This window comes from Streptomyces sp. NPDC002676 (assembly GCF_053592455.1).
In genome coordinates this window covers 282,117-302,244 of sequence record NZ_JBSFVT010000007.1, presented here as the reverse complement: position 1 = coordinate 302,244, position 20,128 = coordinate 282,117, and the positions used below count along the sequence as shown (strand labels likewise).

Annotated in this window: 19 protein-coding genes; 2 read left to right on the top strand and 17 right to left on the bottom strand. The window is 70.1% G+C overall.

Going from position 1 to position 20,128, the window contains the following annotated elements:
* Positions 1 to 19: 19 nt before the first annotated feature.
* The 5 genes from rpsD to ACWD3E_RS22120 all read right to left on the bottom strand — a co-directional run bounded on the left by rpsD (position 20) and on the right by ACWD3E_RS22120 (position 5,151).
* Complete coding sequence (rpsD, locus tag ACWD3E_RS22140; protein WP_225836760.1) at positions 20 to 634, bottom strand: 30S ribosomal protein S4; 615 nt, start codon at positions 632 to 634, stop codon at positions 20 to 22.
* Positions 635 to 937: 303 nt separating this feature from the next.
* Positions 938 to 2,293, bottom strand: coding sequence for a replication-associated recombination protein A (locus tag ACWD3E_RS22135; protein ID WP_451389247.1), 1,356 nt, complete (start codon positions 2,291 to 2,293; stop codon positions 938 to 940).
* Positions 2,294 to 2,352: 59 nt separating this feature from the next.
* Positions 2,353 to 3,009 (bottom strand): vitamin K epoxide reductase family protein, encoded by a 657-nt coding sequence (locus tag ACWD3E_RS22130; protein ID WP_451389246.1) that lies wholly within the window; start codon positions 3,007 to 3,009, stop codon positions 2,353 to 2,355.
* Between the two features lie 158 nt (positions 3,010 to 3,167).
* On the bottom strand, positions 3,168 to 4,430 hold the full coding sequence (hisS, locus tag ACWD3E_RS22125; protein WP_451389245.1) for a histidine--tRNA ligase: 1,263 nt from the start codon (positions 4,428 to 4,430) through the stop codon (positions 3,168 to 3,170).
* Positions 4,431 to 4,443: 13 nt separating this feature from the next.
* Positions 4,444 to 5,151 (bottom strand): MBL fold metallo-hydrolase, encoded by a 708-nt coding sequence (locus ACWD3E_RS22120; protein ID WP_451389244.1) that lies wholly within the window; start codon positions 5,149 to 5,151, stop codon positions 4,444 to 4,446.
* 178 nt (positions 5,152 to 5,329) lie between these two features.
* Here ACWD3E_RS22120 and ACWD3E_RS22115 point away from each other — a divergent pair, with 178 nt between their 5' ends.
* Positions 5,330 to 6,163 carry a peptidylprolyl isomerase gene (locus ACWD3E_RS22115; RefSeq protein WP_451389243.1) on the top strand — a complete coding sequence of 278 codons (834 nt, stop codon included), beginning with the start codon at positions 5,330 to 5,332 and terminating at the stop codon, positions 6,161 to 6,163.
* A 144-nt stretch (positions 6,164 to 6,307) separates the two neighbouring features.
* The gene (locus ACWD3E_RS22110; RefSeq protein ID WP_451389242.1) at positions 6,308 to 7,537 is read left to right on the top strand and encodes a DUF349 domain-containing protein; all 1,230 of its coding nucleotides are present in this window, start codon (positions 6,308 to 6,310) and stop codon (positions 7,535 to 7,537) included.
* A gap of 103 nt (positions 7,538 to 7,640) precedes the next feature.
* Here the strand turns inward: ACWD3E_RS22110 and ACWD3E_RS22105 are convergent, their stop codons facing one another.
* The 12 genes from ACWD3E_RS22105 to ACWD3E_RS22050 form a co-directional block, all read right to left on the bottom strand.
* Positions 7,641 to 10,148 (bottom strand): RelA/SpoT family protein, encoded by a 2,508-nt coding sequence (locus ACWD3E_RS22105; RefSeq protein ID WP_451389241.1) that lies wholly within the window; start codon positions 10,146 to 10,148, stop codon positions 7,641 to 7,643.
* Positions 10,149 to 10,388: 240 nt separating this feature from the next.
* A complete protein-coding gene (locus ACWD3E_RS22100) occupies positions 10,389 to 10,937 on the bottom strand; it encodes an adenine phosphoribosyltransferase (RefSeq protein WP_451389240.1) in 549 nt (182 codons plus the stop codon).
* Complete coding sequence (gene secF, locus ACWD3E_RS22095) at positions 10,934 to 12,043, bottom strand: protein translocase subunit SecF (protein ID WP_451389239.1); 1,110 nt, start codon at positions 12,041 to 12,043, stop codon at positions 10,934 to 10,936. Before secF ends, ACWD3E_RS22100 begins: the two co-directional genes overlap by 4 nt.
* Positions 12,044 to 12,046: 3 nt before the next feature.
* Positions 12,047 to 13,846, bottom strand: coding sequence for a protein translocase subunit SecD (gene secD / locus ACWD3E_RS22090; protein WP_451389376.1), 1,800 nt, complete (start codon positions 13,844 to 13,846; stop codon positions 12,047 to 12,049).
* A 139-nt stretch (positions 13,847 to 13,985) separates the two neighbouring features.
* A complete protein-coding gene (yajC, locus tag ACWD3E_RS22085; RefSeq protein WP_451389238.1) occupies positions 13,986 to 14,501 on the bottom strand; it encodes a preprotein translocase subunit YajC in 516 nt (171 codons plus the stop codon).
* A gap of 211 nt (positions 14,502 to 14,712) precedes the next feature.
* Positions 14,713 to 15,801, bottom strand: a complete 1,089-nt coding sequence (ruvB, locus tag ACWD3E_RS22080) for a Holliday junction branch migration DNA helicase RuvB (protein ID WP_451389237.1) — start codon at positions 15,799 to 15,801, stop codon at positions 14,713 to 14,715.
* A gap of 27 nt (positions 15,802 to 15,828) precedes the next feature.
* Positions 15,829 to 16,434 (bottom strand): Holliday junction branch migration protein RuvA, encoded by a 606-nt coding sequence (ruvA, locus tag ACWD3E_RS22075; RefSeq protein ID WP_451389236.1) that lies wholly within the window; start codon positions 16,432 to 16,434, stop codon positions 15,829 to 15,831.
* Positions 16,431 to 16,988, bottom strand: coding sequence for a crossover junction endodeoxyribonuclease RuvC (gene ruvC, locus ACWD3E_RS22070; RefSeq protein ID WP_451389235.1), 558 nt, complete (start codon positions 16,986 to 16,988; stop codon positions 16,431 to 16,433). Before ruvC ends, ruvA begins: the two co-directional genes overlap by 4 nt.
* Before the next feature lie 107 nt (positions 16,989 to 17,095).
* Complete coding sequence (locus tag ACWD3E_RS22065; RefSeq protein ID WP_451389234.1) at positions 17,096 to 17,848, bottom strand: YebC/PmpR family DNA-binding transcriptional regulator; 753 nt, start codon at positions 17,846 to 17,848, stop codon at positions 17,096 to 17,098.
* A gap of 75 nt (positions 17,849 to 17,923) precedes the next feature.
* On the bottom strand, positions 17,924 to 18,529 hold the full coding sequence (gene pdxT / locus ACWD3E_RS22060) for a pyridoxal 5'-phosphate synthase glutaminase subunit PdxT (RefSeq protein ID WP_451389233.1): 606 nt from the start codon (positions 18,527 to 18,529) through the stop codon (positions 17,924 to 17,926).
* 15 nt (positions 18,530 to 18,544) lie between these two features.
* Positions 18,545 to 19,450 carry a pyridoxal 5'-phosphate synthase lyase subunit PdxS gene (gene pdxS, locus ACWD3E_RS22055; RefSeq protein ID WP_451389232.1) on the bottom strand — a complete coding sequence of 302 codons (906 nt, stop codon included), beginning with the start codon at positions 19,448 to 19,450 and terminating at the stop codon, positions 18,545 to 18,547.
* Between the two features lie 133 nt (positions 19,451 to 19,583).
* Positions 19,584 to 20,126 (bottom strand): hypothetical protein, encoded by a 543-nt coding sequence (locus tag ACWD3E_RS22050; protein ID WP_451389231.1) that lies wholly within the window; start codon positions 20,124 to 20,126, stop codon positions 19,584 to 19,586.
* Positions 20,127 to 20,128 lie beyond the last annotated feature (2 nt).

The window sequence follows — 20,128 nt, the reverse complement described above, 5'->3', positions numbered from 1 at the left end:
TGCTGCGCCGGGGCTGGGGTCAGCGGGCGTAGTACTCGACGACGAGCTGCTCGTCGCAGATCACCGGGATCTCCTTGCGGTTCGGCTCGCGGTCCAGGCGGAACGCCAGGGCCTTGAGGTTCACCTGGAGGTAGCGCGGGGTCTCACCGTCGGCGGCGAAGCCACCCTCACGGGCGATCGTGAAGAGCGTCTTGTCCTTGGAGCGGTCGCGGACCTGCACGACGTCGTCCGGGCGGACGCGGAAGGACGGCTTGTCGACCTTCTGGCCGTTGACCTGGATGTGGCCGTGAACGACCATCTGGCGGGCCTGGTAGATCGTGCGGGCGATGCCCGAACGCAGGACCAGCGCGTCGAGACGACGCTCCAGCTCGACGATGAGGGCCTCACCGGTCTTGCCCTGCACCTTGGAGGCACGCTCGTAGGCGCGGACCAGCTGACGCTCGGAGATGTCGTACTGCGCGCGCAGACGCTGCTTCTCGAGCAGACGGACCTTGTAGTCCGAGGTCTGCTTGCGGCCACGGCCGTGCTCACCCGGCGGGTACGGACGGGCCTCGAAGTACTTGACGGCCTTCGGGGTCAGCGCGATGCCGAGGGCACGCGACTTCTTGACCTTGGGGCGGGACTGGTTCGCCACTGTCTTTCGTCTCTTTCGTAGTGTTCGGCTCGTCAGGGTTAGGGAGGTCGCATCCGCAGCCGGGAAAACCCGTCGGTCCCGAGGGGACCTGCCGGGCAGCCGCTTCCCTGGTCTGGGCACATACGTGCAGCACGCGAGTGGCCCACCGACCGTCCCGGAACCCCGGGTGGTGGTGGGCTGCCCGCGACACCGTTCGACGGTGCGCGACGCTCCTGGAGCCGGTCCACGAAGGACCGGATCTCCGGCTGGCTGTCCCGCTCTGACGGCACGGGACTCAGCACTTCAGAGCAGTCTACAGGCTGCTCAGGAGCGCTTGCGACCGAGGTGCTTCCTGGTCCACTCGACCGCGTCGGCGTACCGGGCCTCCGTGCCGTGCCGGGTCGGGGTGTAGTAGGTGCGGTCCTTCAGGGCGTCCGGGGCGTACTGCTGCTCGGCGATGCCCTCGGGCAGGTCGTGCGGGTACACGTAGCCCTGGGCGTGGCCGAGCTTGGCGGCGCCCTTGTAGTGCCCGTCGCGCAGGTGCGGCGGCACCGGGCCGGCCAGCCCCTTGCGTACGTCCTCCAGGGCGGCGCCGATCGCGGTCGTCGCGGAGTTGGACTTCGGGGCGAGCGCCAGGGCGATGGTGGCGTGGCTGAGGGTGAGGGCGGCCTCTGGGAAGCCGATCATGGCGACGGCCTGGGCGGCGGCGACCGCGATGGGCAGGGCGCCCGGGTCGGCCAGACCGATGTCCTCGCTGGCGGAGATCATCAGGCGGCGGGCGATGAAGCGGGGGTCCTCGCCGGCCTCGATCATGCGGGCCAGGTAGTGCAGGGCGGCGTCGACGTCGGAGCCGCGGATGGACTTGATGAGGGCGCTGGCGACGTCGTAGTGCTGGTCGCCGTCGCGGTCGTACTTCACCGCGGCCCGGTCGACGGTCTGCTCCAGTGTCTGGAGGCTGATCTCGGTCTCGCCCTGGTCGAGGGCGGCCCCGGCGGCGGCCTCCAGGGCGGTCAGGGCGCGGCGGGCGTCGCCGCCGGCGATCCGCAGCAGGTGCTCCTCGGTGTCCTCGGGAAGAGTGACGGCGTTCTTCAGCCCGCGGTCGTCGGCGAGGGCCCGCCTCAGCAGGCCCCGGACGTCGTCGTCGGTGAGGGGTTCGAGGGTGAGGAGGAGGGAGCGCGAGAGCAGCGGGGAGATCACCGAGAAGTACGGGTTCTCCGTGGTCGCCGCGATCAGGGTCACCCAGCGGTTCTCGACCGCGGGGAGCAGGGAGTCCTGCTGGGCCTTGCTGAAGCGGTGGATCTCGTCCAGGAAGAGGACGGTCTCCTTGCCGTAGCCACCGGTGGCGCGGCGGGCGCCGTCGATGACCGCGCGGACCTCCTTGACGCCGGCGGTGATCGCGGACAGCTCCACGAAGCGCTTGTCGGTGGCCTTGGAGACGACGTACGCGAGGGTCGTCTTGCCGGTGCCGGGCGGGCCCCACAGGATCACCGAGGACGGTCCGGCCGGGCCGCCGTTGCCCTCGCCGACCAGTCTGCGCAGCGGGGATCCCGGCCCCAGCAGGTGCTGCTGGCCCACCACCTCGTCGAGGGTGCGCGGGCGCATGCGGACCGCCAGGGGACTGCCGGCCGGGTCCTTCTCCTGGCGGTCCTCTGCTGCGGCGGTGAACAGGTCGGGTTCCACGCTGAAACCCTAAGACACGGCACTGACAGTCCCGCCCGGGCCGTCGGCCGGTACGGACCTCAGCTGGTCCAGAAGTCCCACCAGCGGGTCAGGATCAGCATCCCGATGATGCCGGTGTGCAGGACCGGCAGCACCCAGGTGAACTCGCCGAAGAAGGACTTCAGCGGGCGCGGGGCCGGCAGGAGGCCGCCCCGGATGTTGAAGGAGGTGACGGACCAGAACATGGTGATCGTGGCGACCCAGGCCAGCGAGCACCACAGGCACAGCGCGTTGATCCGGTACAGGGACTGGAACTGCAGCCAGGTGCAGAAGGCGACGCCGAAGAGCGTGCCGAAGTTGAGGGTGAGCCAGTACCAGCGCGGGAAGCGGGCGCGGGTCAGCAGGCTGACGCCGACGCAGACGACGATGCCGTAGCAGACCAGGCCGAGCATCGGGTTCGGGAAGCCGAAGGCGGCGGCCTGCTTGCTCTCCATGACGCTGCCGCAGGAGACGACCGGGTTGAGGCTGCACCCGGGCGTGAAGGTCTTGCCCGCGACCTTCGCTTCCAGGATCTTGAACTTGTCGATCGTGATGACCCAGGAGGCGAGGAGTCCGGCCGCGCCGGTGATCACCAGCAGCAGGGCGAAGGCGCGGCTGCCGCCCACCGCGCCGGGCGCGTCGGCGGTGCGCTCGGAACGGGGCTTCGTGGAGAGGTCGGTGACTGTCGTCTTGCTCATCACGCCGATTCCGTCACTGGGGAGTTGGACCAACTTCGGGCAGGCGCTCATTGTGCCGCACACACCTGTGTATCCACCGTTTGCCGGGCACAAGTCCGCCGAACGAGAAAGGGCGCCGGGGTTTGGCCGGCGCCCCTCGCTCTGCTGTCCGAGCCGAACTAGCCGAGCCGGGACCGAAGTTCCGCCACGATCTCGTCCACGCCGACCGCCGTCTGCTCGCCGGACTCCATGTCCTTGAGCTGGACGACGCCCTCGGCGAGGTCGCGTTCACCGGCGACGAGCGCGTAGCGCGCGCCGCTGCGGTTGGCGTTCTTCATGGCGCCCTTCAGGCCCTTGCCGCCGTACGCGAAGTCCGTCGCGACACCCTGCTTGCGCAGTTCGGTGACCTTGGCGAACAGGACGCGGCGGGCCTCCTCGCCGAGCGGGACGGCGTAGACGCTGGTGGTGGACGGGATGTCCAGTTCGACGCCCTCCGCCTCCAGGGCCAGCACCGTGCGGTCGACGCCGAGGGCCCAGCCGACGGACGGCAGCGCGGGGCCGCCGATCATCTCGGACAGGCCGTCGTAGCGACCGCCGCCGCCCACCGCGGACTGGGAGCCCAGCCCGTCGTGCACGAACTCGAAGGTGGTGCGGGTGTAGTAGTCGAGGCCGCGCACCAGCTTCGGGTCGTCCTCGAAGGAGACGCCCGCCGCGGAGATCAGCTCGCGGACCTCCTCGTGGTACGTCTTGCACGCGTCGCACAGGTAGTCACGCAGCAGCGGCGCGCCCGTCAGCTGCTTCTGGACCGACTCGCGCTTGTCGTCGAGGACGCGCAGCGGGTTGATGTCGACACGGCGGCGCGTGTCCTCGTCCAGGTCGAGCCCGCGCAGGAACTCCTGGAGCGCGGCCCGGTACACCGGACGGCACTCCTTGTCGCCCAGCGAGTTCAGCAGGACGCGGAAGTTGCTGAGGCCCAGCGAGCGGTACGCCTGGTCGGCCAGGATGATCAGCTCGGCGTCGAGGGCCGGGTCCTCCGCGCCGATCGCCTCGGCTCCGACCTGGGAGAAGTGGCGGTAACGGCCCTTCTGGGGGCGCTCGTAGCGGTAGTACGAGCCGGAGTACCAGAGCTTGACCGGGAGGTTGCCGCTCTTGTGCAGGTTGGCCTCCAGCGCCGCGCGCAGCACGGACGCCGTGCCCTCGGGACGCAGGGCCAGCCTGTCGCCGCCCTTCGTCTCGAAGGCGTACATCTCCTTGGTCACGATGTCGGTGGACTCGCCGACACCGCGCGCGAACAGTTCGACGTTCTCGAAGCCGGGGGTCTCGATGTAGCCGTAGCCGGAGTTGCGCAGCGGGGCGGCGATGGCCTCGCGGACCGCCAGGTACTTGGCCGAGTCCGGCGGGATCAGGTCGTACGTGCCCTTGGGGGCCTGGAAGGTACTCACGGAAGGTCTCTCGTCACATTCCTCGTCGGGGAGCCTGCGAGGCTCCCTGGCCGGCGGCCACCTGCCGCAGATAGGGGTTGGTGGCGCGCTCCTGGCCGATGGTCGTCTGGGGGCCGTGTCCGGACAGCACCACGGTGGAGTCGTCGAGCGGCAGGCACACGCGGGCCAGCGAGTCGAGCATGTCCTCCATGGAGCCACCGGGCAGATCGGTGCGTCCGATGGAGCCGGCGAACAGCAGATCCCCGGAGAAGAACACCGGCGGGATGTCGGCGGTCTCGGGCATCCGGAAGGTCACCGACCCCTTGGTATGGCCCGGTGCGTGGGCCACGGAGAACTCCAGCCCGGCAAGCGGAAGCTTGGTGCCGTCGGCCAGCTCCTTGACATCGTCCGGCTCCCCCACGGTCAGCTCGCCCATCAGCGGCATGCCGATCGACCGGCCGAGCGCCTTCTCGGGGTCGCTCATCATGTACCGGTCCTCGGGGTGGATCCAGGCGGGCACGTCGTGCGCGCCGCACACGGGGACGACCGAGGCCACGTGATCGATGTGGCCGTGGGTGAGGACGACGGCGACGGGCTTGAGCCGATGCTTCTTGAGTGCTTCCTCGACGCCTTCGGCGGCCTGGTGGCCGGGGTCGATGATCACGCACTCCTCACCGGGGGCGGGGGCGACGAGATAACAGTTCGTCCCCCAGGCCCCGGCGGGGAACCCGGCAATGAGCACGATCGTCCTTCGTTGTGTCGATTACAGGCTGCTGCAGATGCAGTCAGAGCCTACCGGCGCTGCCGTTTCCACAGCGAACCCATATACGGTACGGGGCTACACGCAGCGATCGGCTCACAGGACGCACGCGTACCGCTCGAAACACGTCGACACACGACACGCATGAGGAGAGAACCCGGTGGTCAGCCAGGAGCAGCGGCGGCGTCAGCTCGCCCGGGAGAAGTTCTTGCGGCAGCAGCAGCGGCGCACCCAGTCGCGGCGCAAGGCGCGCATGCGGAACTCCGTCATCGCGTCGGTGCTCGGCGTGGTCGTGATCGGCAGTCTCGCGCTGTACACGACCGGGGTACTGAAGAACGACGACGACAAGAAGTCGAACGCGAGCGCCGAGGTCACGCCGAGCGCGTCCCCGACCAGCAAGGCTCCGGACCCGTGCGCGAAGCCGGCGGCCGGCTCGGTGAAGCGGCTGAGCTGGAAGAAGGAGCCGGCGATGACGATCGACACGTCGGCGAAGTACACGATGAAGCTCGCGACGACGTGCGGTGACATCGGCATCGCGCTGAAGACGGCGGCGGCGCCGCACACGGTGAACTCCTTCGCCTTCCTCACGGGCAAGGGCTTCCTCGACCACACGAAGTGCCACCGGCTCACCACCGAGGGCATCTTCGTCCTCCAGTGCGGCGACCCGCAGGGCACGGGCATGGGCGGACCGGGCTACACCATCCCGGACGAGAACCTGAAGGACACGAGCCTGAAGGGCAACAAGTACCCGGCCGGCACGGTGGCGATGGCCAACACGGGCCAGAAGCACAGCGGCGGCAGCCAGTTCTTCCTCGTGTACAAGGACAGCCCGCTGCCGCCGAGCTACACGCCGTTCGGCACGGTCGACGCGGCCGGCATGAAGGTCCTGCAGAAGATCGCGAACGCGGGCGCGCAGCCGGCCGACCCGACCAGTGGCAACACCGCGCCGAACGCGACCGTGGTGATCAACAAGGCGACGGTCACCAAATCCTGATGCTCAGGGCGGCCGGCGGCGGAATTTCGGTCGCGCTGGATGCGGACAGGCAACCCGCTGGTCGCCTATGTTGGCCGTGACGAAACTGTGGACGATGCCCGGGGGTGCTGAGGCCCTCCGCAGGCATCATGTGGAGGAGGCGCTGTGAGCAGCGACCCGTGGGGCCGCGTCGACGAGACGGGGACCGTGTACGTGCGTACGGCCGACGGCGAGCAGGTCGTCGGTTCCTGGCAGGCCGGCTCCCCCGAGGAGGCGCTGGCCTACTTCGAGCGCAAGTACGAGGGCCTGGTTGTCGAGATCGGCCTCCTCGAAAAGCGAGTGCAGACCACCGACCTGTCGGCGAAGGACGCCCAGGCCGCGATCGACCACCTGCGCGAGCAGGTGGTGGCGCACCACGCGGTCGGCGACCTGGACGCGCTGCGGACCCGGCTGGACAAGCTGGTGGCGACCGTCGAGTCCCGGCGCGAGGAGCGCAAGCAGCAGCGGGCCAAGCAGTCCGACGAGGCCCGCAAGGCCAAGGAGGACCTGGTCACCGAGGCCGAGCAGCTGGCGCAGTCCGACCAGTGGCGGGCCGCCGGTGAGCGGCTGCGCGCCCTGGTGGACACCTGGAAGGGGCTGCCGCGGCTGGACCGCAAGTCGGACGACGAGCTGTGGCACCGCTTCTCGCACGCCCGGTCGGCGTTCTCCAAGCGCCGCAAGGCGCACTTCGCGCAGCTCGACGCGCAGCGCGAGGACGCCCGTAAGGCCAAGGAGCGGCTGGTCGCGGAGGCCGAGTCGCTGTCCGGCTCGACGGACTGGGGTCCGACGGCGGCCCGCTACCGCGAGCTGATGGCGGAGTGGAAGGCCGCCGGCCGCGCCCAGCGCGAGCACGAGGACGACCTGTGGAACCGCTTCCGCGGCGCCCAGGACGTGTTCTTCGCCGCCCGCAGCTCGGTCTTCGCCGAGCGGGACGCGGAGCAGTCGGAGAACCTGAAGCTCAAGGAGGGGCTGGCCGAGGAGGCCGAGAAGCTCCTGCCCGTCGACGACCTGAAGAGCGCGCGGGCCGCCTTCCGCTCGATCAACGAGCGCTGGGAGGCCATCGGCCACGTGCCGCGGGACGCGCGTCCCAAGGTCGAGGGCCGGATGCACGCGGTCGAGCGGGCCATCCAGGAGGCCGAGGAGGCCGAGTGGCGCCGGACGAACCCGGAGGCACGCGCGCGTGCCGCGGGTCTGACCGGTCAGCTGCAGGCCGCGGTGGACAAGCTGAAGGCGCAGATCGAGCAGGCGCGCGCCCAGGGCAACAACGCCAAGGCCGACAAGCTGGAGAGGGAGCTGGAGGGCCGCCAGGCGCTCCTGGACCAGGCTCTGAAGGGCCTGGAGGAGTTCGGCGGCTGACAAACCCGCTCACGCATGTGAAAGGCCCCGTACGGCGCGTACGGGGCCTTTCACATGCGCGTTTGTCGGCTGTCGGTCCCTACTACGGCCGGCCGCGCCCCGGCTACGACCGGGTGCGTCCCGACGTCACCCGGTACACGTCGTACACGCCCTCCACTCCCCGCACGGCCTTCAGGACGTGGCCGAGGTGCTTCGGGTCGCCCATCTCGAAGGTGAACCGGGACGTGGCGACCCGGTCGCGGGAGGTCTGGACGGCGGCGGAGAGGATGTTGACGTGCTGGTCGGACAGGACGCGGGTGACGTCCGACAGCAGCCGGGAGCGGTCCAGCGCCTCGACCTGGATGGCGACGAGGAACACCGAGGACTGGGTGGGCGCCCACTCGACGTCGAGGATGCGCTCCGGCTCGCGGGACAGCGACTCGACGTTCACGCAGTCGCTGCGGTGCACCGACACGCCGCTGCCGCGGGTGACGAAGCCGATGATCGGGTCGCCGGGGACGGGCGTGCAGCAGCGGGCCAGCTTGACCCACACGTCGTCGACGCCCTTGACGACGACGCCGGGGTCGGCGCTGCGCCGCTTGCGCCCGCGCGTGCGGCTCGGCGGGACCGTCTCGCCCATCTCCTCGGTGGCCGCCTCCTCGCCGCCGAGGGCCTGGACGAGCTTCTGCACGATGTGCTGTGCGGAGACGTGCCCCTCGCCGATCGCCGCGTACAGCGCGGAGATGTCCGAGTAGCGCATCTCGTGCGCGAGCGTGACCAGGGAGTCGCCGGTGAGGATGCGCTGGATCGGCAGGTTCTGCTTGCGCATGGCCCGCACGATGGCGTCCTTGCCCTGCTCGATCGCCTCGTCGCGGCGCTCCTTGGAGAACCAGGCCCGGATCTTGTTGCGCGCCCGGGGCGACTTGACGAATCCGAGCCAGTCGCGCGAGGGGCCCGCGCCGGCCGCCTTGGAGGTGAAGACCTCCACCAGGTCGCCGTTGTCCAGAGTGGATTCGAGCGGTACGAGGCGGCCGTTGACCCGCGCCCCTATGGTGCGGTGGCCGACCTCGGTGTGGACGGCGTACGCGAAGTCCACCGGGGTGGCCCCGGCCGGCAGCGCTATGACGTCGCCCTTGGGCGTGAAGACGAAGACCTCGTTGCGCGAGAGGTCGAAGCGCAGGGACTCCAGGAACTCGCCGGGGTCCTCGGTCTCCTTCTGCCAGTCCAGCAGCTGCCGCAGCCACGCCATGTCGTTGATGGCGTCCTTGTCCTTGGCGGACGACTTGGGCGCGTCGGTGCGGACCTTGGAGGCACCGGCGACGGCCTCCTGCTTGTACTTCCAGTGCGCGGCGATGCCGTACTCCGCGCGCCGGTGCATGTCGAAGGTGCGGATCTGGAGTTCGACGGGCTTGCCGTTGGGCCCGATGACCGTCGTGTGCAGCGACTGGTACATGTTGAACTTGGGCATCGCGATGTAGTCCTTGAACCGGCCGGGGACCGGGTTCCATCGCGCGTGCACGGTGCCGAGGGCGGCGTAGCAGTCACGGACGGTGTCGACCAGGACGCGGATGCCCACCAGGTCGTAGATCTCCGCGAAGTCACGGCCGCGGACGATCATCTTCTGGTAGACGCTGTAGTAGTGCTTCGGGCGGCCGGTGACGGTCGCCTTGATGCGGGCGGCGCGCAGGTCGGACTGGACCTCGTCGGTCACTATGGCCAGGTATTCGTCACGCTTCGGCGCCCGCTCGGCCACCAGCCGTACGATCTCGTCGTACATCTTGGGGTAGAGGATCGCGAAGGCGAGGTCCTCCAGCTCCCACTTGATGGTGTTCATGCCGAGGCGGTGGGCGAGCGGCGCGTAGATCTCCAGCGTCTCGCGCGCCTTCTTCTCCTGCTTCTCGCGCTTGAGGTAGCGCATGGTGCGCATGTTGTGCAGGCGGTCGGCGAGCTTGATGACGAGGACGCGGGGGTCCTTGGCCATGGCGACGACCATCTTGCGCACGGTCTCGGCCTGCGCGGCCTCGCCGAACTTGACCTTGTCCAGCTTGGTGACGCCGTCGACGAGCAGGGTGACGACGTCGCCGAAGTCACGGCGCAGGTCCTCCAGGCCGTACTCGGTGTCCTCGACGGTGTCGTGCAGCAGTCCCGCCATGAGCGTGGCCGGGTCCATGCCCAGCTCGGCGAGGATGGTGGTGACGGCGAGCGGGTGCGTGATGTACGGGTCGCCGCTCTTGCGCTTCTGCCCCCGGTGCCAGCGCTCGGCGACCTGGTAGGCGCGCTCGATCTGGCGCAGCGTCGAGTTCTCGATCTTAGGGTCGTTGCTGCGCACTATCCGCAGCAGCGGCTCCAGCACCGGGTTGTAGGGGTTCGCGCGCTGCACACCGAGGCGGGCCAGGCGGGCGCGGACGCGGTTGGAGGAGCCGCTGCGGGCGGACTGGGATGCGGGGCGCAGGGGGGCCGCCGGTTTGGGGCGCGCGGCCTCGGCGGTCTTCTCGACGGGCGCGGACTGGGCGTGCTCGACCGTCCCGCGGGCGTCGTTCTTCGCGTTGGACGCGTTCGGCGCGGGCTTGGCCGCGGCGGCCGAGGCGTGCTCGGGCTTGGCGGCGGTCAGTGGCTGGGCCTCGTCTGGCAAGAGGGCTCCTCGTGCGCGATCCGGGTCCCCCGGTCAGGCTCCGGAGACCCCATGGTAGCGATCCTGCGCCTCGTCATCGCCTTCAGGCCGGAGCGAGGACCGTCTACTGGTGAAACGCGAGAGGCGCCCGCCGGATTCCAGGAGGTGGATTCGGGGTGATGTCCGGGGGCGCGGAGGGTGTCCGAACGGCGACGGCCGCCCCGGCGCGGTGCCGGGGCGGCCGTACGGTGATCAGCCGGCTCAGACCTGGAGCAGTGCCTCCAGCGGCGAGCCCTTCAGGGACGCCTCCAGTCGGGCACGGCCGCCGAGGAAGCCCAGCTCCATGAGGACGGCGAGGCCCGAGACCTCGGCGCCGGCCCGCTGGATGAGCTGGATCGCGGCCTCGGCGGTTCCGCCCGTGGCGAGGACGTCGTCCACGATCAGCACGCGGTCGCCGGGGGTCAGGTCCTCGGCGTGGACCTCGATCTCGGCCGAGCCGTACTCCAGGTCGTAGGCCTGTCGCAGGGTCGCGCCGGGCAGCTTGCCGGCCTTGCGGACCGGGATGAAGCCCAGGCCCGCGCGGACGGCGACCGGGGCGCCCAGGATGAAGCCCCGGGCCTCCAGGCCGACGACCTTGGTCGAGCCGGTGCTCACGGCGATCTCGGCCAGCGCGTCGGTGAGCGCCGTGAACGCCGCCGGGTCCGCGAGCAGCGGGGTGATGTCCTTGAACATCACGCCCGGCTCGGGGTAGTCGGCCACGTCACGGATACGGCTGGCCAGCAGCGTCGTGAGGTCTGTGAGCTCGGTCATCGGCGCTTCCCGGAGGCCCGGCCACGGCCCCGGCCGCGGGACGTGGGCTGGTTGCGCGGGCCGACGACTGCGGGCGTGGCGTCCTCCGGCCCGTCCTCGCCGGCGGCACGGGCCTCCGCGAGGTCTTCCTCGGCGGCGGCCTGGGCGCGCTTGGCCAGGACCCGCTTGCGCAGGGCCTTCATCGCGGGCTCGCGCTCCTTGAGGTCGGCGACGAGCGGCGTGGCGATGAAGATCGAGGAGTACGCACCGGCCGCGAGGCCGACGAACAGCGACAGCGAGATGTCGTTCAGCGTGCCGGCGCCGAGGAAGCCGCCGCCGATGAACAGCAGGCCCGCGACCGGCAGCAGCGCCACCACGGTGGTGTTGATCGAACGGACCAGGGTGCCGTTGATCGACATGTTGGCGATGTCGCTGTACGTCAGGCGCGTCTGCTTGGTGATGTCCTTCGTCTGCTCCTTGAGGCTGTCGAAGACGACGACCGTGTCATAGAGCGAGTAACCGAGGATCGTCAGCAGACCGATGACCGTACCGGGCGTGACCTCGAAGCCGACGAGGGCGTAGATGCCGGTCGTGATGGTGATGTCGTGGATCAGCGCGACCAGGGCCGCGATGGCCATGCGCCACTCGAAGGCGATCGCCAGGTAGATCACCACGAGGACCATGAAGATCGCCAGGCCCTTCCAGGCCTTGCCGGCGATCTGCTCACCCCAGCTCGGGCCGACCAGGTCGGCGGCGAGCTTCTCCGGGTTGAGGTTCAGGTCCTTGGCCAGGGTCTGCTTGATCTGGTCGGACTTGTCCGTCTCGATGCCGGCGATCTGGATGCGCAGGCTGCCGTTGCCGAGCTTCTGGACGATCGCCTCGTGCCCGGAGGCGTCCTTCGCGTACTCCTCGGCCTTGGCCACCGAGGTGCTCATGTGCGTCGGGGTCGTGAAGACCGCGCCGCCACGGAACTCGATGCCCATGTTCAGGCCGCGCACCGCCAGGCCGAGGATGGCCGTGATGGTGATCAGGATCGAGATGCCGTACCAGATCTTGCGCTTGCCGACGAAGTCGTAGCTGATCTCACCACGGTGCAGTCGGGCGCCGAGGCTGCCGAGTTTCGACATCGCTCACGCTTCCTTCGGGTCGACAGAGCCGGTGGCGGGACCGGCGGGACGGCGGGTGCGGCGCAGCGGCGGCTTGGCGCCCAGGCCCTTCGGGTCGAGCCCGGACCACTTGTGGCCGTTCGCGAAGAACTTGCGGCGGGCGAGGATCGTCATCAGCGGCTTGGTGAAGAAGAAGACGACGACCACATCGAGCACGGTGGTCAGGCCGAGCGTGAACGCGAAGCCCTGCACCTTGCCGACGGTGACGATGAACAGCACCGCGGCGGCGAGGAACGACACGAAGTCGGAGACCAGGATCGTGCGACGGGCGCGCGGCCAGGCGCGCTCGACGGCGGGGCGCAGCGAGCGGCCCTCGCGGATCTCGTCCCTTATGCGCTCGAAGTACACGATGAACGAGTCGGCGGTGATACCGATGGCCACGATGGCACCGCAGACCGCCGGCAGGTTCAGCGCGAAGCCGATGGCCGGGCCGAGCAGCGACATGATCACGTAGGTGAGGATCGCGGAGACCAGGAGGGAGGCCATCGCCACGATCGACAGGCCGCGGTAGTAGGCGATCAGGTAGATCACGACCAGGGCGAGACCGATCGCGCCGGCGAGCAGACCGGCGTGCAGCTGCTCACCGCCGAGCGCGGCGGTCACCGTGGTGACGGTGTCCTCCTTGAAGGACAGCGGCAGGGCGCCGTACGACAGCATGTTGGCGAGGTTCTGCGCCTCCTGCTGCGTGAAGCGGCCGGAGATCTCCGCCTGGCCGCCGGTGATGGCGGTGCTCACGTACGGGCTGGAGACGACCTGGCCGTCGAGGACGATGCCGAACTCGTTCTGCGGGCTCTGGTTCTTGGCCAGCTGGCCGGTGATGTTCGCGAACTTCGTGGACCCCTTGGAGCTGAAGTTCATCTGAACCTGCCAGCCGGCGGCGGTCTGCGTGTCGAAGACGGCGCGGGCCTTCTTGACCTCGGTGCCGTCCACGGCGGCCGGGCCGAGCACGTACTTGTACCAGACCTTGTTGATCTTGCCGCAGGCCACGGTGGGCTCACTGGGCTTGGCGCTGGTGCCGGCCTTGGCGCGCTCGGCAGGCTTGGTGCAGTCCAGGACGGCGTACTGGGCCTGGAGCCGGCTGGTGGAGGGGGTGCCGGTCGCGGACGCGGACGGGCTGGCGGAGGGCTTGCCGCTGGACGAGGCGCTCGGCGAAGCGCTCGAGGAGGCGGACGGCGACGCAGTGGCGTCGGCCTTCAGCGCGTCGGTGACCGCGCGGCCCTGCGAGGTCGCGGTGGCGCTCGGGGACGCGGTGGAGGACGAGGGCGAGGACGCCTTCGGCTTGGACGACCCGCTCGCGGACGGGCTCGGCGAAGCGCTTCCGCCGGGGGAGGCGCTCGGCGAAGGGGTCTTCGCGGCCGGGCCGCTGGGGGTGCTGGCGAGCACCGGGCGGAAGTACAGCTTTGCGGTGGTGCCGACCTGCTCCTGGGCCTGCTTGGAGTTGGTGCCCTTGGGGATGTTGACGATGATGTGGTCGTTCCCCTGGGTCTGCACCTCCGCCTCGGAGACGCCCAGGCCGTTGACACGGCGGTTCATGATGTCGACCGCGGTGTCCATGTTGGCCTTGTTGATCGCCGACCCCTGGTCGGCCTTCGCCTTGAGCGTGATGCTCGTACCACCGGCAAGGTCGATGCCGAGACGCGGAGTGGTGTTACCGGAGGCGAACATCCCCCCGGTGAGCGCCACGATGGCGATCAGGATGAGGGCCAGCGAGCGCCCTGGCTTGCTCTGGGCGCTCGCGCTCCGGCCCCTCTTAGGTGCTGCCACCTTCTCGTACTCCCTCTCGGGCCGCCCGAACGCCTGGTCGGCGCGGTCGGCCATGACATGGTCGGGTCCCGTGCGGGACACAGATGCGCCCGGGGCGCGCGGGGCCCGTCATGCCTGCCCGCGACGCCCCGGGGCGTGACTACTTCGCGTCGGTGTCGCCGTCGGTCTTCTTCGGCTCTTCGTCCGACTTGGCCTCGGCGGCCTTGGTCTCGGGGGCCTCGGCCGCGTCGGTCTCGTCCTCGGCGGCGTCCTTCTTACCGAGGTCGACGCTCTTGTCGTCGGAGGCGGCGGCAGGCTCGTCGGTCTTGTCGCCCTCGGTGAGGGAGGACGCGTCGTCCGGGACGATGTCGGCGTCGGACTTCAGGTCGTGCTCGATGCCGTGGACGATGCGGTTGTACTCGTCGTCCGTGAGGACGGCGCCGATCGCGTTCTTCGCGAAGAGGAGCTCGACGCCCGGACCGGCGTCGAGGAGGACCGTGTCCTCGTGGACCTCCTTGACCGTCGCGTACATCCCCCCGATCGTGCGGACACCGGAGCCGGGCTGCATCTCGTTGCGCATGGAGGCGGCCTGCTGCTGCTTCTTCTTGGCCGAGCGCGTCATCAGGAACATGGCCGCGATGAGCACGATGAAGGGGAGGAGAGTGATGGTCTTCACGGGACGGGGTTTCCTTCGCGCGACCGCGACGGAGAGCGGCCTGTTGATGGGGGTGTGGGTCGGCGCCGCCCGCAAGGGTGGCATCGGCGGAGTCTAAGCGAGTCCGCATGCATGGAACAACGCTCAGCATGGCACCTGGGTTCCTGCTCCCGCCATTGCCCTCGCCGTCACGCCCGCGTCTGGCAGCCGTCAGCTCCGCTTCTCGCCGTCGTCACGCCCCGAACAGGTTCTGTTGTCCGTTTCCTGCAGCTCCTGCGGCTCCCCCGGCCGCCGGGCCGGACGGGGTGAGACCGAGATGGGCCCACGCCGCGGGCGTTGCGACCCGGCCGCGCGGGGTGCGGGCGAGCAGTCCCTCGCGGACGAGGAACGGTTCGGCGACCTCCTCGACGGTCTCCCGCTCCTCCCCCACCGCGACGGCGAGCGTCGACAGCCCGACCGGCCCGCCGCCGAACAGCTTCAGCAGCGCTTCCAGGACCGCGCGGTCGAGCCGGTCGAGGCCGCGCGCGTCGACCTCGTAGACCTTGAGGGCCGCTGCGGCGATCTCGCGGGTGACCACGCCGTCCGCCTTGACCTGGGCGTAGTCGCGGACACGGCGCAGCAGGCGGTTGGCGATGCGGGGCGTGCCGCGCGAGCGGCCGGCGATCTCGGCGGCGCCGTCCGGCTCGATCCCGACGTCGAGCAGGTTCGCCGAGCGGTGCACGACCCGCTCCAGCTCGTGCGGCTCGTAGAACTCCATGTGCGCGGTGAAGCCGAAGCGGTCGCGCAGCGGCGGCGGCAGCAGGCCCGCGCGCGTGGTGGCGCCGACCAGGGTGAAGGGGGGCAGCTCCAGCGGGATGGCGGTGGCGCCGGGGCCCTTGCCGACGATGACGTCGACGCGGAAGTCCTCCATGGCCATGTACAGCATCTCCTCGGCGGGCCGGGACATGCGGTGGATCTCGTCGAGGAAGAGGACCTCGCCCTCCTGGAGGGAGGAGAGGATCGCGGCGAGGTCGCCGGCGTGCTGGATGGCGGGGCCGGAGGTGATGCGGATGGGGGCGCCCATCTCGGCCGCGATGATCATCGACAGTGTGGTCTTGCCGAGGCCGGGCGCGCCGGAGAGCAGCACGTGGTCGGCGGTGGCCCCCCGCGCGCGGGCGGCGCGCAGGACGAGGTCGAGCTGCTCGCGCACCTTCTCCTGGCCGATGAACTCGCCGAGGTCCTTGGGCCGCAGGGCGGCCTCGACGGCCTGGTCCTCCCGGTCGGCGGACGCACCGACGAGCCGCTCCGCGGCGGAGGTGTCGGTCGTGTCGTCCCAGTTCACTGAAGTCTCCTAGCAGTGTGGCGCAGGTCAGCGGGCGCGGTTCAGGGTCTGCAGGGCGGCCTTGAGCAGCTGACCCACCTGGGGTGTGCCACCGGCGGCCTCGGCCTGCGGGGCCACGGCGGAGACGGCCTCGTCCGCCTCTCGGGTGGCGTAGCCGAGGCCGATGAGGGCCGCGTGCAGCTGGTCGCGCCAGCCCTGGGTGACCGGCGCGCCGATCGCGGGGGCGCCGACGGGCTCGCCGAGGCGGTCCTTCAGCTCCAGCAGCAGCTTCTGCGCGCCCTTCTTGCCGATGCCGGGGACGGCGGTGAGGGCCTTCTCGTCACCGGTGGCGACGGCGCGGCGCAGCGCGTCCGGGGTGTGCACGGCGAGCATGGCCTGGGCCAGGCGCGGACCGACGCCGCTCGCGGTCTGCAGCAGCTCGAAGACCTGGCGCTCGTCGTCGTCGGCGAAGCCGTACAGGGTCAGCGAGTCCTCGCGGACGACGAGGGAGGTGTGCAGCTTGGCGGGCTGTCCCATGCGGAGCGTCGACAGCGTGTTCGGCGTGCACTGGACGGCCATGCCGACGCCGCCGACCTCGACGACCGCTGCGTCGGGGGCGAGTGCGGCGACCGTGCCGCTGACGAAGGCGATCATGCCGTACGGCCTTTCGTTGCGTGAGCTGCGTGAGCTGCGTTGGCGTTGTGCAGGGCGACGGCCTGCTGGAGCCGGTTCTGGGCGGGGGCGCGCCAGATGTGGCAGATGGCGAGCGCGAGGGCGTCGGCGGCGTCGGCCGGCTTCGGTGGGGCGCTGAGCCGCAGCAGCCGGGTGACCATGGCGCCGACCTGCGCCTTGTCGGCGCGTCCGCTTCCGGTGACGGCGGCCTTGACCTCGCTGGGGGTGTGCAGGGCGACCGGGATGCCGCGGCGGGCGGCGCAGAGCATGGCGACGGCGCTGGCCTGGGCGGTTCCCATGACGGTGCGCACGTTGTGCTGGCTGAAGACGCGCTCGACGGCCACGAACTCGGGCCGGTGCTCGTCCAGCCACTGCTCGATGCCCTGCTCGACGGCGAGCAGCCGACCGCTGAGTTCGGCGTCCGCGGGCGTCCGTACGACACCGACGCCGAGCATGGTCAACGGGCGGCCCGCGACCCCCTCGACGACGCCGACACCGCACCGCGTCAGTCCGGGGTCCACCCCCAGTACGCGCACCGGCGCCCCTCCCTTCGCTCGCCTGTTTGTGCAGGCTATCGGGTGCCACTGACAACGCGACGGGCCGACGGGGTGTGTCCCGTCGGCCCGTTGGGTTCGCGTCGGCGTCAGGCGTCGACCTTCTCCATGACCTCGTCGCTCACGTCGAAGTTCGCGAAGACGTTCTGCACGTCGTCGCTGTCCTCCAGCGCGTCGATCAGCTTGAAGATCTTCTTCGCGCCTTCCTCGTCCAGCTCGACCTGGACGGACGGCACGAAGCTCGACTCGGCGGAGTCGTAGTCGATGCCGGCCTCCTGGAGCGCGGTGCGGACCGCGACCAGGTCGGTGGCCTCGCTGATGACCTCGAAGCTCTCGCCGAGGTCGTTGACCTCCTCGGCACCGGCGTCCAGGACGGCGCCCAGGACGTCGTCCTCGCTCAGCTCGCCCTTGGGGACGATGATGACGCCCTTGCGGCTGAACATGTACGACACGGAGCCCGGGTCGGCCATGTTGCCGCCGTTGCGGGTCATGGCGACGCGCACGTCGGAGGCGGCGCGGTTGCGGTTGTCGGTGAGGCACTCGATGAGCACCGCGACACCGTTCGGGCCGTAGCCCTCGTACATGATCGTCTCGTAGTCGGCGCCGCCCGCCTCGAGACCGCCACCGCGCTTGATCGCGGAGTCGATGTTCTTGTTCGGGACCGACTGCTTCTTGGCCTTCTGGACGGCGTCGTAGAGCGTCGGGTTGCCGTCGAGGTCGACACCGCCCATACGCGCCGCGACCTCGATGTTCTTGATCAGCTTCGCGAAGAGCTTGCCGCGCTTGGCGTCGATCACGGCCTTCTTGTGCTTAGTCGTGGCCCATTTAGAGTGGCCGGACATCTGCCTGTCTCCTTCGCGTAACCCATCTATGAACGAACTCCCCAGACCTGAACGGCTGGGGGACCCCCAGAGATCCTACAAGGACTCCGGTGTCCGGTTGGCGCGCACCATGTCGACGAACAAGGAGTGCACGCGGTGGTCGCCGGTCAGTTCAGGGTGGAACGACGTGGCGAGCACATTGCCCTGGCGGACCGCGACGATGTGGCCCTCGTGCTCGGCGAGCACCTCCACCTCGGCCCCGACGGACTCGACCCAGGGGGCGCGGATGAAAACGCCCTCTACAGGATCGCCGTCGATCCCACGGACGTCGACCTGCGCCTCGAACGACTCGTTCTGCCGGCCGAAGGCGTTGCGGCGCACGATCATGTCGATGCCGCCGACGGTCTCCTGGCCCGAGCGCGGGTCGAGGATCTTGTCGGCGAGCATGATCATGCCCGCGCAGGTTCCGTAGACCGGCATGCCGTCCCGCACGCGCGCGCGGAGGGGCTCCATCACTCCGAAGAGGATGGCCAGCTTGGAGATGGTGGTGGACTCACCGCCGGGCAGGACGAGACCGTCCACCTCGGCGAGTTCCTCGGGGCGCCGCACCGGCCTGGCCACGGCGTCGGCCGCGGCCAGGGCGATGAGGTGCTCCCGTACGTCGCCCTGGAGGGCCAGGACGCCTATGACGGGGGTGTTCATGTGTGTTCCGGTGCCTTACCAGCCGCGCTTCGCGTAGCGCTCGGCCTCGGGGAGGGTGTCACAGTTGATGCCGACCATGGCCTCGCCCAGGTTGCGGGAGGCGTCCGCGATGATCTTCGGGTCGTCGTAGAAGGTGGTGGCCTTCACGATGGCGGCGGCGCGCTTGGCCGGGTCGCCGGACTTGAAGATGCCGGAGCCGACGAACACGCCCTCGGCGCCGAGCTGGCGCATCAGGGCCGCGTCGGCCGGGGTGGCCACGCCACCGGCGGAGAAGAGGACCACCGGGAGCTTGCCCAGCTCGGCGACCTCCTTGACCAGCTCGTACGGGGCGCGCAGCTCCTTGGCGGCGGCGTACAGCTCGTGGTTGTCGAAGCCGCGCAGCTTGGCGATCTCGTTCTTGATCTGGCGCAGGTGGCGGACGGCCTCCACGACGTTGCCGGTGCCGGCCTCGCCCTTGGAGCGGATCATCGCGGCGCCCTCGGCGATGCGGCGCAGGGCCTCGCCCAGGTTGGTGGCGCCACAGACGAAGGGGGTGGTGAACGCCCACTTGTCGGAGTGGTTGACCTCGTCGGCCGGGGTGAGGACCTCGGACTCGTCGATGTAGTCCACGCCGAGGGACTGCAGGACCTGGGCCTCGACGAAGTGGCCGATGCGGGACTTCGCCATGACCGGGATGGAGACGGCGTTGATGATGCCCTCGATCATGTCCGGGTCGGACATACGGGCCACGCCGCCGTCCTTGCGGATGTCGGCCGGGACCCGCTCCAGCGCCATGACGGCGACGGCGCCCGCGTCCTCGGCGATCTTCGCCTGCTCCGGCGTGACGACGTCCATGATCACGCCGCCCTTGAGCTGTTCGGCCATGCCGCGCTTCACGCGGGCGGTGCCGGTCTCGGGAGCCTGGTTCTCGGTGGTGGACACGGGTGACCTCACTGGAAGAAAAAGAGGGATTCTGCAACAGCCGCAGAGACTGCTCCGACGAGGAAACGTGAGTGGACCAGGCCACAGCAAGGGCCAATGGGAAGCCGGTGGATCCTTTTCGTCCACCTGACGTTCAGGAGGCCCTCTCCACCAGGGCCGCCGGCGGCTCGTCGTCCATCTCGAAGGCCAGCGGGAACGGGGCGTGGCCGGCCAGCCGGAACCAGCGCACCTTGCGGTGCTCGCGGAGCCTGCGGGCGGCCCCCACGGCGTCGTTGTGGAAGCGGCGGGCCATCGGCACCCGGCGCACCGCCTCGGCCAGCTCACGGGCTGCCTGCTCGCCTCCGGGGGCGGCGCGCACGCCCTCGACCTGCTGGGGGTCCTCGAAGACCGCTCGCAGGGCCTGGCTCAGCTCGCTCTCGGCGACCTCCCGCTGCTCCTCCTCGGCCTGCCGGGCCGCGTGGGCGGCCTCGTACAGCACGATCGAGGCGGCGGGGTCCAGCACGCCCGAGGTGGCCAGCTCCTGCGCCACGGACGCCCGCCGCAGCAGCTGCGCGTCGAGCGCGGCCCGGGCGGCGTCCATCCGCGCGTGCAGCCGGTCCAGCCGGCCGGCCGTCCAGCTCAGGTAGAGGCCGATGGCGACGAGCGCGACGAGGATCCAGATGAGTGTTGCGGTCACGG